The sequence below is a fragment of the Klenkia soli genome (assembly GCF_900103975.1).
Lineage (GTDB): Bacteria > Actinomycetota > Actinomycetes > Mycobacteriales > Geodermatophilaceae > Klenkia > Klenkia soli.
In genome coordinates, this window is the sequence record NZ_FNIR01000006.1 from 161,509 (window position 1) to 176,128 (window position 14,620).

Consider the following 14,620-nt stretch of genomic DNA (forward strand, 5'->3'; position numbering starts at 1 on the left):
TCCTCGGCGTGGCTCTGCGTCCCATCCGTGAACTCGGCGACCCGGTGCTGCGCACCCCCTGCGACCCGGTGCGCGCCTTCGACGCCGCGCTGGCCGGGCTGGTGCGCGACCTCGAGGAGACCGTCGACCACCCCGGCCGGGCAGGCCTGGCGGCCAACCAGATCGGCGTCTCGCTGCGGGTCTTCAGCTTCCACATCGACGGCGAGATCGGTCACCTCGTCAACCCGGTGATCGTCGAGCGCTCCGAGGAGACCCAGGACGGCGACGAGGGCTGCCTGTCGGTGCCCGGCCTCTACGCCCCCACCGTGCGGGCGATGTGGTGCGCGGCCGAGGGGTTCGACGTCGAGGGCAAACCGCTGCGCCTCGAGGGCGAGGGCCTGATGGCCCGCTGCCTGCAGCACGAGGTCGACCACCTCGACGGCATGGTGTTCCTCCAGCGGCTGACCGGCGAGGCCAAGAAGGCCGCCTTCCGCGCCCTGCGCGGCTGATCCACCCCACGATCAATCCGGGACGGGTGCGGTGAGCGGGTCGGGGGACCGGCGCACGCGGCCCTCCGGCGTCACGACGGCGAAGCCCTCGCGGACCCAGTACTCGTAGCCGCCGATCAGCTCGCGCACCCGCGTGTACCCCTGCTCGACAAGTGCGAGGGCGGCCTTGGTGCTGCCGTTGCAGCCCGGGCCCCAGCAGTGGACGACGAGGTCGGCGTCGCGGTCGGGCAGCACCTCGGCGGCCCGGGCGACGTCGGGGAGGTGGACGGCGGCGGGCAGGTGGCCCTGGTCCCAGGCCTGAGGCGACCGGACGTCGACCACGACCGGGCCGGCGCCGGCGGCTCGGGCAGCAGCCAGGTCGGCGGGGTCGGTCTCGTGGGCGAGCTTGGCGGCGAAGAAGTCGGCGGCGCTGGTCATGGATCGATCCCACCGTGGACGGCGCCCCCAGGACAGGGGTGATCCATGGCAGGACTGCCGTCCAGCCGGTGGATCCGCGGTACTTTTGGCCATGTGCCCGCGAACCCACGGCTGGACGACACCGACCGTCGCATCGTCGCCGCCCTGCAGCGCGACGGCCGGCTGACCACCGCCGACCTCGGCCGCGAGGTCAACCTGTCCGCCAGCGCGACAGCCGACCGGGTGCGACGGCTCACCGACGTCGGGGTCATCACCGGGTACTCGGCGACCGTCGACCCCGAGGCGCTGGGCTACGCGGTGAGCGCGTTCGTGCGGCTGGCGTACCCGTCGGGGAACTACAAGCCCTTCCACGACCTCGTCGAGGTCACACCCGAGATCGTCGAGGCCCACCACGTCACCGGCGACGACTGCTTCGTCATCCGGGTCGTGGCTCGATCGATGCGCGACCTGGAGCGGATCACCGGCCGGCTCGCCACGCTGGGCGGCATCACCACCAGCGTCGTCTACTCCAGCCCGGTGCCGCGCCGCCACCTCGCCCCGGCCTGAGCCGAAGCCGGCACGGGGTGTCCGGGGTCTGCTGCAGGTGGGCGGCCATCGCGATGACCGGACACCCTCAGGAATCCGCGGACACCCCGCGCCCGGCCCGCCACTCGGTGGCCAGCAGGCTGCCGATCCAGGCGTCGTGCCGTACCCCGCGGGCCACGCTGAGACCCCGGGCCGTGCCCTCGACCAGGAACCCGCACTTCTCGGCCACACGGCGCGACGCGTGGTTGCCGACGAGCGCCTCCCACCGGACGCCGACCAGCCCGCGCTCGACGAAACCCCAGTCCAGGGCCAGACGCACCGCGGCCGTCATCACCCCGCGACCACGCGCCCACGGCGCCAGGCCGTAGCCGATCGACGCCCAGTCCTCGCCGAAGCGCAGGTCGACGGTGCCGGCGAAGCGGTGCGCGACCTCGATGGCCCACGCTGCGCCGGTGCCGCTGGCCCACATCCCGGCGACGTGCTCGAGGAACCCGGCGGCGTCCTCCGGTCCGTAGGGCACCGGGATCGTGGTGAACCGCTGCATGTCCGGGTCCTGGCTCTGCTCCTCGACGGCGGGGGCGTCCGATCCGCGGTGGGCGCGGAGCAGGACCTGCCCGTCGGGGCTGCGCAGCACGGGGACGTCGGTCATCCCGGAACCGTAGGGGCTGGGTCCCGACGGGCTCACCCGGTTTCCCGGACAGTCAGCGCTGACGGCTGGGTACTCTCGTCGTCGTGCCCGAGGTCGACCTGCCGCTGATCGGCGACGCCGCGCGTCGCGCCCGCGCCGCCGTCCGCGTGCTGCGCACCCTGCCGTCGGCCACCAAGGACACCGCGCTGCTGGCCATGGCCGACGCGCTGGTCGCGCACACCGCCGACGTGCTCGCCGCCAACACCGAGGACGTCGAGGCCGCGCGGGCGTCCGGCACCCCCGACGCCATGCTCGACCGGCTGCGGCTGGACGCCGACCGGGTGGCCGGTGTGGCCGAGGCGCTGCGCCAGCTGGTCGCGCTGCCCGACCCGGTGGGTGACGTCGTCCGTGGCTCGACGCTGGAGAACGGGCTGCAGCTGCGCCAGGTCCGCGTGCCCCTCGGGGTGATCGGCATCGTCTACGAGGCGCGCCCGAACGTCACCGTCGACGCGGCCGGGCTGTGCCTGAAGAGCGGCAACGCGGCGCTCCTGCGCGGGTCCGCCTCGGCCTACCGCACCAACGTAATCCTGGTGCAGGTGCTCGCCGAGGCCGCGGCCGAGGCCGGGCTGCCGGCCGACAGCGTGCAGCTGCTGCCGGCCGAGCGCGCCAGCGTCGGCGAGCTGCTGAACGCCCGCGGTCTGGTGGACGTCGTCATCCCGCGCGGGGGCGCCGAGCTCATCCAGCGGGTGGTGCGCGAGTCGACCGTGCCGGTGATCGAGACCGGCGTCGGCAACTGCCACGTCTACGTCGACCCCTCCGCCGACGGCGCGATGGCCGAGGCGATCGTGCTCAACGCCAAGACCCACCGGGTGAGCGTGTGCAACTCCGCGGAGACGCTGCTGGTGCACCGCGACTCGCCCCACCTGGGCCGACTGCTCACCGCTCTGGTCGACGCGGGGGTGACCCTGCACGGCGACGAGGCGGCCCGGGCCGCGCACGAGGCCGTCGTCCCGGCGACCGACGAGGACTGGGCGACCGAGTACCTGTCGATGGACATGGCCGTGCGCGTGGTCGACGACCTGCCCGCCGCCCTCGACCACATCGCGGAGTGGGGGAGCGGGCACAGCGAGGCCGTCGTGGCCGACTCCGCCACCGCGATCGCCGCCTTCGTCGCCGGCGTGGACGCCGCGGCCGTCCTGGTCAACGCCTCGACCCGGTTCACCGACGGCGGCGAGTTCGGGTTCGGCGCGGAGATCGGCATCTCCACCCAGAAGCTGCACGCCCGCGGCCCGCTCGGCCTGCCCGAGCTGACCTCCACCACCTACGTCGTGACCGGCAACGGCCACACCCGATAGGAGCCCCGTGCCCCCGCAGCAGCCCGCCCTCTTCGCCGACGTCGCCGACGTCACCGCCCGGCTGTCGGCCGCGGGGTACCTGCCCGACGCCCAGATCGCCACGACGGTCTTCCTGGCCGACCGGCTGGGCAAGCCGCTGCTGGTCGAGGGGCCGGCCGGGGTGGGCAAGACCGAGCTGGCCAAGGCGCTGGCGACCGCGACGTCGTCCGAGCTGATCCGGCTGCAGTGCTACGAGGGCCTCGACGAGGCGCGGGCGCTGTACGAGTGGAACTACAAGAAGCAGCTGCTGCGCATCCAGGCCTCGCAGAACAGCGCGGACGGCGGTGACTGGGGCGACCTGCACGACGACGTGTTCGGCGAGGAGTTCCTGCTCTCGCGCCCGCTGCTGACCGCGATCCGGCGCACCGAGCCGACCGTGCTGCTGATCGACGAGACCGACAAGGCCGACGTCGAGGTCGAGGGTCTGCTGCTCGAGGTGCTCAGCGACTTCCAGGTCACGATCCCCGAGATCGGCACGATCGTGGCCACCCGGCGCCCCATGGTGGTGCTGACCTCGAACGCCACCCGCGAGCTGTCCGAGGCGCTCAAGCGGCGCTGCCTCTACCTGGCGCTGGACTACCCCAGCGCCGAGCGCGAGCGCGAGATCGTGCTGTCGCGGGTGCCCGAGCTCGCCCCCGCGCTGGCCGAGCAGCTGGTGCGCACGGTGCGGGCGCTGCGGGCCATGGAGCTGAAGAAGTCGCCGTCGATCTCCGAGACCCTGGACTGGGCGCAGACCCTGCTGGCGCTCGGCCTGGACACCCTCGGCAGCGACGAGGTCCGCCAGACCCTGGGGGTCGTGCTCAAGCACGCCAGCGACCAGACGCGGGCCGCCGCCGAGCTGCGGCTGAACTGATGGTCGACGGCGGCCTCCCGGCCCACCTGGACGGCTTCGTGCGCGCGGTGCGCGAGGCCGGCATCCCGGTGGGCATCTCGGCCGCCGTCGACGCGGCCCAGGTGCTCACCGTCGTCGACCTGCTCGACCGCGAGCAGCTGCGGCACGGGTTGGCGGCCGTCCTGCTGCAGCGGGCCGCCCAGCGGCAGACCTACGACGTGCTGTTCGACCTGTGGTGGCCGCTGTCGGACCGGCCCGCGGTCCCCGCGGAGGTCGACGAGGACGCCCCCGCACCCGAGGACGGCATCCCCGACGCCGACCGGCAGGCGGCGTTGGCCGCCGAGCTGCGCGCCGAGCTGCTGCGCCGGCTGCTCGACGGCGACGAGGAGGCCCTGCGCCGCTTCGCCCGCATGGCCGTCGACCAGCTCGGCCAGGGCCAGCCCTCGCCGTCCGGGCAGTCGTTCTTCTCCTACCGGGTGCTGCGGGCGCTGAGCCCGGACACCCTGGTCTCGCAGCTGCTGGACGGCCTGCTCGGCGGCGCCGACCGGGGTGGGTTGGCCGAGCAGGTCGCCCGGCAGACCGTGCGCGAACGGCTGGCCGCGTTCCGGGCCGCCGTGGAGGCCGAGGTGCGGCGGCGGTCGGCCGCCGAGCGCGGCCGCGACCGGGTCGCCCGGACGGCGGTCAAGCCGCTGGCCGACCAGGTGGACTTCCTGCGGGCGCAGTCCGCCGACCTGGCCGAGCTGCGGCGGTCGGTGGCGCCGCTGGCCCGACGGTTGGCCGCCCGGCTCTCGGCCAAGCGCCGGCTGGGGCGGGAGGGCCGGTTGGACTTCCGCAAGACCGTGCGGGCCTCGTTGGCCACCGGCGGCGTGCCGGTGGTGACCCACCACAAGCCGCGCGCGGTGCACAAGCCCGAGCTGGTGGTGCTCTGCGACATCAGCGGGTCGGTGGCCGGGTTCAGCCACTTCACGCTGATGCTCACCCAGGCGTTGCGCGAGCACTTCTCCGGCGTCCGGGCGTTCGCGTTCGTGGACTCGACCGACGAGGTGACGCGGTTCTTCTCCCCGGGTGCCGACGTCGCCGACGCCGTGCAGCGGATCGGCCGGGAGGCCGAGGTGGTCACCTTCGACGGGCACAGCGACTACGGCAACGCGTTCGGGGTGTTCGCCGAGAAGTGGGCGACCGCGGTGGGTCCCAAGACCTCGTTGCTGGTGCTCGGCGACGGGCGCACCAACTACCGGCAGCCCGGCCTGCCGGTGCTGGCCGACCTGGTGCGCCGGTCGCGCTCGGCCTACTGGCTCAACCCCGAGCCCGCGCGGCTGTGGGGGAGCGGGGACTCCGCCGCGGACAAGTACGGGCAGGTCATCCCGATGATCGAGGTCCGCAACGCGGCCCAGTTGGCGGAGTTCGTCACCACGCTGTGAGCCGGTCGTGCCTCCGGCACGAATTCCTGTGAGTCGCCGTAACCCAACCCCCCGTGCCCGCGTTGGTCCACGGTGGAGGCAGCCGCACCGCCTCCGCGCGCCGACCGGTCACCCCGGTCGGGGGCCGGCGACACGGGGGCGCCGGTCGAGCAGGCCGGACCGGGTCCGCCGTCGCGAGACGGGGACCGGCCGGCCTGCTCGTGCGCCGCTGCCGCGGTCCAGCGGCGGTCCCGGGGAGCCCGCGGGGCCCGGGCCTGCACGATCTCGACGGTGACCGGCCGTGGACCGGGCTACGCTCCTCAGGTGGCGGGCAGTCGACTGGGCGTGATGGGCGGGACGTTCGACCCGGTCCACCACGGTCACCTGGTCGCCGCCAGCGAGGTCGCCAGCCTGTTCGACCTCGACGAGGTGGTCTTCGTGCCCACCGGCGAGCCCTGGCAGAAGGCCGACCGCGAGGTCAGCCCCGCCGAGGACCGCTACCTCATGACCGTCATCGCGACGGCCTCCAACCCCCGCTTCTCGGTGAGCCGGGTCGACGTCGACCGCGGCACCACCACCTACACGATCGACACCCTCACCGACCTGCGCCGGCAGCGGCCCGACGCCGAGCTGTTCTTCATCACCGGCGCCGACGCCCTGGCCCAGATCGTCGGCTGGCGGGACACCGCCCACCTGTTCGACCTGGCGCACTTCGTCGGGGTCACCCGCCCCGGCTACCAGCTGGTCGACGCCGACCTGCCGGCCGGCGCGGTGAGCCTGGTCGAGATCCCGGCGCTGGCGATCAGCTCCACCGACTGCCGCGAGCGGGTCCGCCGCGGCAAGCCGGTCTGGTACCTCGTGCCCGACGGCGTCGTGCAGTACATCGAGAAGCGCGGCCTCTACCGCGACGGCCTGCCGCCCAGCCCGCCCGGGCAGCTGCTGCCCGGCACGGCGGTGCGCCACCTCGGCGCGCCGACCGGCACCACTGCCACCCCGCCGGGGCCGACCCACGGTCCCGGCACCCCCGAGTTCCAGGAGATTCCCCGATGACCGCCTCGACAGAGGCCCGCGAGACCGCGCTGTGGGCCGCCCAGGCCGCGGCCGACAAGCTCGCCACCGACGTGTCCATCGTCGACGTCAGCGACCGGCTGGCCATCACCGACGCCTTCGTGCTGGCCTCGGCTCCCAACGAGCGCCAGGTGCAGTCCATCGTGGACGAGGTCGAGGACCGGCTCCGCGAGCACGGCATCAAGGCCGTCCGCCGCGAGGGCGTGGCCGAGTCCCGCTGGGTGCTGCTGGACTTCGTGGACGTCGTCGTGCACGTCCAGCACGCCGAGGAGCGGGCCTACTACTCGCTGGAGCGGCTCTGGAAGGACTGCCCGACCATCCCGTTCACCGACAGCGCGCTGCCGGCGCCCGCGCCCGCTGCGGGTGGGAGTGCCGCGGTGCCGGCCGCGCAGGACGCCGACGCGGTGCCCGGCGGCATCTCCGGCGACGGCGAAGCTGCCCCGCAGGCGCTCGACCCGGCCACGTCCGACGCCCCGCAGGCCGACACCACCCGGTGAGCGCCGCTGCGGGGGAGCACGCCCCGCCGTCGGTCGAGCGCGTGCTCGTCTGGCGGCACGGGCGGACCGAGTGGAACGCCAGCGGCCGGTTCCAGGGCCAGCTCGACCCGCCGCTGGACGCCACCGGCCGCGCCCAGGCCGCGCGGGCGGCGCAGGCGCTGGGCCGGGAGCTGCCGGCCGGCACGCTGGTGGTCACCAGCGACCTCGTCCGGGCCCGGGACACCGCGCAGACCCTCGCCGACGTCCTCGGCACCACCCTGCGGGTCGAGCCGCGCCTGCGCGAGCACGGCCTGGGCAGCTGGGAGGGCCTGACCCGCGACGACGTCGCCCGCGACCTCCCCGAGCAGTACGCCGACTGGGTCGAGGGCCGGCCCGTGCGGGGCCGCGGCGGCGAGGACCCGGCCGAGGTGGCCCGGCGGGCGCTGGCCGCGCTGGCCGACCTGCCGACCGCGCCGGTCGCGGTGCTCGTCACCCACGGCGGCACCGGCGGCCGGCTGGTCGAGGCGCTGCTGGGGCTCGGCCCCGAGCACCGGCGCATCTTCGGTCCGCTGGGCAACTGCCACTGGACCGAGCTGGCCCACCAGGGCACCCGCTGGCGCGTGCTCCGGCACAACGCCTCGGCGACCGGGGGTGCCCCGGGTCTGCCGCGGCGGTCCGGGTCCGAGACCGGGCCCGACGTCGCCGAGGCCGCGGGGGTGTCCGACGTCGCGGTCGCCGGGTCGGCGCCGCTCCCCGCGGGGGCCACGCCGGACGACGCAGCGCCCACACCGACCGACGCCGACGCCGCCTCCTGACCCGGCTCCGGTGTCCCCCGATCGGGGCTGACCAGGAGGTTCCCGGCCGGTCGCGCCTCGGCGCCGGTTAGCCTCGCGCCCATGTCCGTCGCCGTGGTCACCGACTCCACGGCGTACCTGCCCGCAGAGCTGGTCGACGAGCTCGGCATCGAGGTCGTGCCGCTGTACGTGGTGCTGACCGGTCGGTCCGGCCGCGAAGGCCTCGACGTGGGGTCGGCCGAGGTGGCCCGCACCCTCGCGGTGCGGGGGCAGCAGGTCACCACGTCACGTCCGACCCCCGGTGACTTCGTGGCCGCCTACCGGCGGCGGCTGGAGGCCGGTGCCGACCGGATCGTGTCGGTGCACCTGTCCAGGGAGCTGTCGGGGACCTGGGACGCCGCCCGCACCGCCGCGAACCAGGTGGGCGAGCACATCGTGACCGTGGTGGACGGCCGCACCGCGGCGATGGGTACGGGCTTCGCCGTCCTGGCCGCGGCCCGGGCCGCGGCGGCGGGCGCCGGGGCCGACGAGGTCGCCGCCCTCGCGCAGGGCACGGCGGACGCGACCAGCACCCTGTTCGTCCTGGACACCCTCGACCACCTGCGCCGCGGCGGGCGGATCGGACCGGCGGCCGCCGTCCTGGGCACGGCTCTGGCGGTGCGACCCGTCCTGCACGTGCAGGACGGGCAGATCGTGGTGCTGGAGAAGGTGCGCACGACCTCGCGGGCCGTCGCCCGGTTGGTCCAGCGGGTCGTGGACCTGTGCGGCGACCGGCCGGTCGCCCTGGCCGTGCACCACCTCGCGGCCCCGGCCAGGGCCGAGGCGCTGGCGGACCAGCTGCGCGAGCGCGTCCCGCACCTGCGCGAGCTGCACGTCAGCGAGCTCGGCGCCGCGCTCGGGGCGCACGTCGGGCCCGGTGCGCTCGGCGTCGTCGTCGCCCCCGGCGTCGACCCCGCGCCCGGGGGCTGAGCCCGGCGCCGGCCCCGGCCGCGGACCCGGTGCTGCCGACCGGGCTGGGGCCTCAGCAGTGCCCGGACGGCAGCCAACCGCTGGTCACGGTGTAGGTGCCGGCCCGCGTGGCCCGCAGGTCGACCGTGCCGGCGGCGTCACCGGGCGCCAGGCAGCCCTCACCCACGAGCGTCAGGCGCTCGTCCCAGTACAGGGACAGCCGGACGTCGCCGGGCCGGTCGACGGACACGGTCAGCTCCCGCCGGCCGCTGTCCACCACCTGAGCCGGCCCGGCCAGCACCACCCCGGGGCCGTCGACGGCCCAGAGCGACCAGGTGTCGTCGGACCACACCCGCTCCAGGCCCGGCACGCCCGCACGCACCAGGGCGGCCTCGCCCCGGGCGGCCCAGTCGGGACGCTGCGTGGACAAGGCGACGTAGGAGACGCCGCGCGCCCGCAACCAGGCCAGGTAGGTGTCGTCGTCCAGCGAGCCGTCGTAGAACAGCCCGTTGCGGGCGACGTCCAGCTGCCGGGTCCACCCCCGGGCCAGCGGGACCTGCTGACCCATCGCCGCGTCCGAGTGGTCGCCCAGCGGCACCACCTCCACCCGGCCCACCGGGCCCCGGCGCGCCAGCTCCGCCAGCATCGGTGCGCTCGTCCGGTCCAGGGTCGTCGTGTCCCGGGGGTTCAGGTCCCGCGGCACCAGCGGGGGCAGGAGCCAGGTCACCAGCACTGCTGCCAGACCCACCAGCAGGGCCGGTCGGCGCGGCACCGCGACCAGCACCGGTACCGCGAACAGCAGCACCATGCGGGTCGAGTTCGAGCCCACCGGGTCCGGGACCAGCCACGTCGCCAGGAGCAGCACCGCCGTCAGGGCCGCCCCGGTCGCCACCACCGGGGCCCGGCGCGCCGCCACGGCCAGCACCACCAGCGCGGCCAGGGTCGCGGCCAGCATCTGGTGCGCGCTCCCGGTCATCGGCCCCCCGGCTGCGTCGAGCGCCAGCATCCCCGCCAGCGGCACCGCTGCCCCGGCCAGCACCGCCAGCACGTCCCACCCGGGCCGTGACCTCCTCCCGGCGGCCACCCACCACGCCACGGCAGCGAGGCCGAGCAGCACGGCGGTGACCGGGCTCAGCGCCCCCGACAGGGCCGCGAGCACCCCGGCCGTCACCCGCCGGGTCGTGGTGCGGGTGGTCGGTGTCGTCACCGCGACCAGGGCCAGCAGCCCCACCGCGGTCCCCGTCGCGAACGTCGTCCGGCCCGACAGCTGGTTCGCCAGGAACGCCAGGGCCGCCAGGACCCCCACCACCCGGGTCCGGACCGCTCCGGCCCGCACCAGCAGGGCCGTCGTCGCCGACGCCCCCACCGTCGTGCTGACCACCCCCGCCACCGCCGGGCCCACCAGGGCCAGCAGCCACGGGGCCAGCAGGCTGTAGGAGAAGGCCGGCGAGCCGGCGTACCAGCCCAGGTCGACCGGCTGCCCACCGGCGGAGGCGGCCCAGGACTGCCACCAGCGCTGGGCGACGAGGTCGCCCCCGACCACCGGCAGCAGCTCCACCGCGATCGCGCCGAGCAGGCCGACGACCGCCGCCAGCACGACGGCAGGCGTTCGGTGCAGACGGCCGGGACACGACCGCACACTGACCTGGGACCGCACGGGCGTGCATGCTGCCATCCACAACCGGGAGCCCTGTCCACAGATGTGCCGGAGGCCCTCTCGGGAGGCCGGCGGGGACCTAGCGTGCCCGCCGTGCTGTTCTCCTCCCGCCGGGCCGACGACGCCGACGTGATCCGGGCCCGCCTGCGGGCGCTGCTCGACGACGGCGCGGCCGCACGCGGGTGGCTGCCCGACGACGACCCGGTGCCCGGGCCCGGGACCACCCCCGCAGCGGGGGACGCCTGGGCGGACGACGAGGACCCCGACAGCTGGTCCACCGACGACGCACCCGCCGAGCCGGACCGGGCGACCGCACGCACGGGGAGCGGCCGGCACCGCGCCTCCGGTCCCTCGGCGAGGATCGACCCCGGCCCGCACGGCGCCCGCACGCTGTGGGTGGTGGCCGTGCTGGCCGCGGTGGCCGTGGCGGGGTGGAGCTGGATCGGGCGGCCCGACGTCGAACCGGTCAGCGGGGACGGCGTGGCCACCGCGGTGCCGGCCGCGAGCACGGGCTCCCCGACGTCCGCCCCCGCAGCCGCCGTCCCCTCCGCCAGCAGCGACCTGGTGGTCGCCGTCGTGGGGCAGGTCGTGTCCCCGGGCCTGGTCACGCTGCCGGCCGGCTCCCGGGTGGCCGACGCCGTGGCCGCTGCGGGCGGGCTGCTGCCCGAGGCCGACCCGGCAGCGCTCAACGGGGCGGCCCTGCTGGTCGACGGGCAGCAGGTCGCCGTCGGGGTGCCCGGGGCGGCCGGCGGTGCGGGGGGAGGGACGGACGCGGGGACGACGTCCGGCCTGGTCGACCTGAACACCGCCACCGTGGCCGACCTCGACGCCCTGCCCGGCATCGGCCCGGTGCTGGCGCAGCGGATCGTGGACCACCGCGCCCAGCACGGACCCTTCGGCACGGTCGAGCAGCTGGACGACGTCAGCGGCATCGGGCCCTCGCTGTACGCCGAGATCTCCCCGCTGGTCACCGTCTGACCCCCTCGTGTGGGATGGCGGCATGGACGCTGACCTCTACGACGTCATCCACCGCAGGCGCGACGTCCGGCGTGAGTTCACCGGTGCGCCGGTCGACGCCGCCGCCCTCGAGCGCGTGCTGGGGGCCGCGCACGCCGCCCCCAGCGTCGGCATGACGCAGCCGTGGGACTTCGTCCTGGTCCGCGACACCGCCCTGCGCACCCGGTTCCAGGCGCACGTCGCGGCCGAGCGCGAGACCTTCGACGCGGAGCTGGACGCCGAGCGGGCCACGGTGTTCTCCCGCATCTCGGTGGAGGGCGTGCTCGGCGCCAGCCTGGGCGTGGTGGTCACCTACGACCCGACCCGGGGTGCACCCGCCGTGCTGGGCCGGCACGCGATCGCCGACACCGGGCTCTACTCCACCTGCCTCGCGGTGCAGAACCTCTGGCTGGCCGCCACCGCCGAGGGGTGGGGCGTGGGCTGGGTGTCCTTCTACCGCGAGCCGTTCCTCCGCGAGCTGCTCGGCATCCCCGAGCACGTCCGGCCGGTCGCCTGGCTGTGCGTCGGGCCGGTGACCGCGCTGCAGGAGGTGCCCGACCTCGAGCGGCACGGCTGGCGTGCCCGCCGTCCCCTCGCCGAGTCCGTCCACGCCGACCGGTGGGGTGTGCGCGCGTAGCAGGTCGGGCGCGGGTCGGCTGCTCGTCGTCCACACCGGGCCGCGCCGTCCACAGGTGGTCCCGGACGGCGGAGGGGGCCGCGGGAGCTCCCTAGCGTCCCCGGGGTGCGGGTGCAGCGGCGACGGCTCGAGGACCGGTGGTCCTGGACCGACCTGCGGCTCGTGCCGCCTGCGCTGGGTACCTGGGCCACCACCCTGCTGGTCCCGTGGCTCCCGGTGGCGGGCAACGCCGGGCTGGGCGCAGCCGCGGTCGTGGCCGCGCTCGTGCTGCGGCGGCGACGTCCCGGCGCCGTGCGGTGGACGGTCGTGGCCCTCCTGTCCGGGGTCGCGGTGGCCGCATCGGCCGGGGCCGTGCGGACCGGTGACCGGACCGCATCCCCGCTCGTCGCGCTGGCCGACCGTGGCGCGACCACGACGGTGCGGCTGACGGTGGACGACGACCCGCGGGCGCTCGCCGGCGGCCTCGGACCGGCCCGGGTGCTCGTCGACGGGACCGTGACCGCGATCAGCGGTGGACCCGCGGTGCGCCCGGCCGCCGTGCTCGTCTTCGGCGAGGCGGCGGACTGGGCCGGCACCCTGCCCGGTGCCCAGGTCGACGTCCGCGTCGAGGTCGGCCCCGCCGAGGACGGGGACGACGTCGTCGCGGTGCTCACCTCCCGCGGCCCGCCCGAACCGGCGGTCCCGGCCGGTGCGGCGCAGCAGGTCGCGGGCGAGCTGCGCGGTGGGCTGGCCGACTCGGCGGCCCGGGTGCTGCCGGCCGACGAGGCCGGGCTGCTGCCCGGTCTGGTGGTCGGCGACACCACCGGGATGCAGCCGCAGGTCACCGCCGACTTCCGACGGGCCGGGCTCGGTCACCTCACGGCCGTGTCGGGCGCGAACGTGGCCATCGTGCTGGCGCTGCTGCTGTGGCCCCTGCGCCGCCGCTGCGTCGACCGGCGGTGGCAGGCCGTGGCGGGGATGCTCGGGCTGGTCGGGTTCGTCCTGCTGGCCCGGCCCAGCCCGAGCGTGCTGCGGGCCGCCGCGATGGGGGCGGTCACGCTGCTGGCACTGGCGTCGGGCCGGTCGCGGGTGGCCGTCCCCGCCCTCGCCGCGTCGGTCTGCGTGCTGCTGCTGGTCGACCCGTCGCTGGCCCGGGACGGGGGGTTCGCGCTGTCGGTGGCGGCCACCGCCGGGATCGTGCTGCTGGCGCCCGGCTGGTCCCGTGCCTGGCGGCGCCGCGGGATGCCGGGCTGGTTCGCCGATGCCCTGGCGGTGAGCGCCGCCGCCGGGGTGGTGACCGCGCCGCTGGTGGCCGGGCTCTCGGGCCTGGTCAGCCTGGTGTCGCTGCCCGCCAACCTCCTGGCCGCGCCGGCGGTCGCACCCGCGACCGTGCTCGGGCTGCTCGCGGTGCTGGCCGGCCCGGTCAGCCCGGCGCTCACCGACGCGCTGGTGTGGTCGGCCGGGTGGCCGACGCGGTGGCTGGTGCTGGTCGCCGACCGGGCAGCCGCGGTGCCCGACGGCGCGGCCGGCTGGCCGGCGGGGACGGGAGGCGCGCTGCTGCTGGTCGGGCTGCTGGTGGCCGGGTCCGCCGTCCTGGTCCGGTGGCCGCGCACCCGCCCGCTGGCGCTGGCCGTGGTGGTCGGCGCGGTGGCCCTGGGCTGGCCGGCCCGCCAGGTCGCCGACGGCTGGCCGGTGACCGGCACGGTGCTGGTCGCCTGCGACGTGGGTCAGGGGGACGCCCTGGTCCTGCCCACCGCACCTGGCGAGGCGGTGCTGGTCGACGCCGGCCCGGACCCGTCCCTGGTCGACGACTGCCTGGCCCGCCTCGACGTCGACCGACTGCCGCTGGTGCTGCTCTCGCACCTGGACGCCGACCACGTCACCGGTCTCCCCGGTGCGTTGGCCGGACGCGAGGTGGGGGAGGTCGCCACGGGTCTGCTGGCGCCGACCGACGACCGGCTGGGCGCCGTGGGCCGCGCGGTCGCCGCGGCCGGCGGGCAGCTCACGACGCTGACGGCCGGCACCACCCGCACCGTGGGGACGGCGACGATCGAGGTGCTCGCCCCGGCCGCCCCCGCCGCGCGGGCCGGGGTGGACCCGAATGCGCTGTCGATGCTGGCCCGGGTGACCCAGCGGGGCATCGGGATCCTGTTCACCGGTGACCTGGGCGCCGACACCGAGGCGCGGCTGCTGGCTGCCGGGCTGGACCTGCGGGTCGACGTGCTCAAGGTCCCGCACCACGGCAGCGGGGACGCCGACCCGGACTTCCTGGCCGCGACCGGGGCGCGGGTGGCGCTCATCTCGGTGGGCGCGGACAACGACTACGGCCACCCGACCGGCCGGTTGCTGGACTGGCTGGTGGCCGACGGCATGCAGGTGCA

General features: G+C 76.1%; 14 protein-coding genes and 1 pseudogene. 12 read left to right on the plus strand and 3 right to left on the minus strand.

What is annotated here, in order from left to right:
* Positions 1-8 precede the first annotated feature (8 nt).
* Entirely contained in the window at positions 9-488 is a 480-nt protein-coding gene (gene def, locus BLS67_RS11010; protein WP_091244650.1) for a peptide deformylase, read from the plus strand.
* Between the two features lie 12 nt (positions 489-500).
* On the opposite strand, the gene BLS67_RS11015 is transcribed toward def, so the two are convergent.
* Positions 501-905, minus strand: a complete 405-nt coding sequence (locus BLS67_RS11015; RefSeq protein WP_091244651.1) for a rhodanese-like domain-containing protein — start codon at positions 903-905, stop codon at positions 501-503.
* A gap of 93 nt (positions 906-998) precedes the next feature.
* Here BLS67_RS11015 and BLS67_RS11020 point away from each other — a divergent pair, with 93 nt between their 5' ends.
* Positions 999-1,451 (plus strand): Lrp/AsnC family transcriptional regulator, encoded by a 453-nt coding sequence (locus BLS67_RS11020; protein WP_091244655.1) that lies wholly within the window; start codon positions 999-1,001, stop codon positions 1,449-1,451.
* A gap of 67 nt (positions 1,452-1,518) precedes the next feature.
* On the opposite strand, the gene BLS67_RS11025 is transcribed toward BLS67_RS11020, so the two are convergent.
* Positions 1,519-2,079, minus strand: coding sequence for a GNAT family N-acetyltransferase (locus BLS67_RS11025; RefSeq protein ID WP_091244658.1), 561 nt, complete (start codon positions 2,077-2,079; stop codon positions 1,519-1,521).
* A gap of 83 nt (positions 2,080-2,162) precedes the next feature.
* Between BLS67_RS11025 and BLS67_RS11030 the strand changes: the two genes are divergently transcribed.
* The 7 genes from BLS67_RS11030 to BLS67_RS11060 all read left to right on the plus strand — a co-directional run bounded on the left by BLS67_RS11030 (position 2,163) and on the right by BLS67_RS11060 (position 8,991).
* Positions 2,163-3,413, plus strand: a complete 1,251-nt coding sequence (locus BLS67_RS11030) for a glutamate-5-semialdehyde dehydrogenase (protein WP_207500487.1) — start codon at positions 2,163-2,165, stop codon at positions 3,411-3,413.
* A 7-nt stretch (positions 3,414-3,420) separates the two neighbouring features.
* Positions 3,421-4,305, plus strand: coding sequence for an AAA family ATPase (locus BLS67_RS11035; RefSeq protein ID WP_091244662.1), 885 nt, complete (start codon positions 3,421-3,423; stop codon positions 4,303-4,305).
* On the plus strand, positions 4,305-5,705 hold the full coding sequence (locus BLS67_RS11040; protein WP_091244664.1) for a vWA domain-containing protein: 1,401 nt from the start codon (positions 4,305-4,307) through the stop codon (positions 5,703-5,705). The genes BLS67_RS11035 and BLS67_RS11040 overlap by 1 nt, the downstream gene beginning before the upstream one ends.
* 303 nt (positions 5,706-6,008) lie before the next feature.
* Positions 6,009-6,734: a nicotinate-nucleotide adenylyltransferase gene (gene nadD / locus BLS67_RS11045; protein ID WP_242653991.1), complete on the plus strand. Its 726-nt coding sequence runs from the start codon at positions 6,009-6,011 to the stop codon at positions 6,732-6,734.
* The gene (gene rsfS, locus BLS67_RS11050; RefSeq protein ID WP_242653992.1) at positions 6,731-7,249 is read left to right on the plus strand and encodes a ribosome silencing factor; all 519 of its coding nucleotides are present in this window, start codon (positions 6,731-6,733) and stop codon (positions 7,247-7,249) included. The genes nadD and rsfS overlap by 4 nt, the downstream gene beginning before the upstream one ends.
* Complete coding sequence (locus tag BLS67_RS11055; protein ID WP_091244667.1) at positions 7,246-8,043, plus strand: histidine phosphatase family protein; 798 nt, start codon at positions 7,246-7,248, stop codon at positions 8,041-8,043. The genes rsfS and BLS67_RS11055 overlap by 4 nt, the downstream gene beginning before the upstream one ends.
* 81 nt (positions 8,044-8,124) lie before the next feature.
* Complete coding sequence (locus BLS67_RS11060; RefSeq protein ID WP_091244670.1) at positions 8,125-8,991, plus strand: DegV family protein; 867 nt, start codon at positions 8,125-8,127, stop codon at positions 8,989-8,991.
* Between the two features lie 52 nt (positions 8,992-9,043).
* Here BLS67_RS11060 and BLS67_RS11065 read toward each other — a convergent pair whose 3' ends face one another.
* Positions 9,044-10,567: a hypothetical protein gene (locus BLS67_RS11065; protein WP_091244672.1), complete on the minus strand. Its 1,524-nt coding sequence runs from the start codon at positions 10,565-10,567 to the stop codon at positions 9,044-9,046.
* A gap of 144 nt (positions 10,568-10,711) precedes the next feature.
* Here BLS67_RS11065 and BLS67_RS11070 point away from each other — a divergent pair, with 144 nt between their 5' ends.
* The 3 genes and pseudogenes from BLS67_RS11070 to BLS67_RS24415 all read left to right on the plus strand — a co-directional run.
* On the plus strand, positions 10,712-11,605 hold the full coding sequence (locus tag BLS67_RS11070; protein WP_242653993.1) for a ComEA family DNA-binding protein: 894 nt from the start codon (positions 10,712-10,714) through the stop codon (positions 11,603-11,605).
* Between the two features lie 22 nt (positions 11,606-11,627).
* Positions 11,628-12,260, plus strand: coding sequence for a 5,6-dimethylbenzimidazole synthase (gene bluB / locus BLS67_RS11075; RefSeq protein ID WP_091244675.1), 633 nt, complete (start codon positions 11,628-11,630; stop codon positions 12,258-12,260).
* An 807-nt stretch (positions 12,261-13,067) separates the two neighbouring features.
* Positions 13,068-14,438 (plus strand): annotated as a pseudogene (locus tag BLS67_RS24415) (ComEC/Rec2 family competence protein); the annotation flags it as partial.
* Positions 14,439-14,620: the final 182 nt, after the last annotated feature.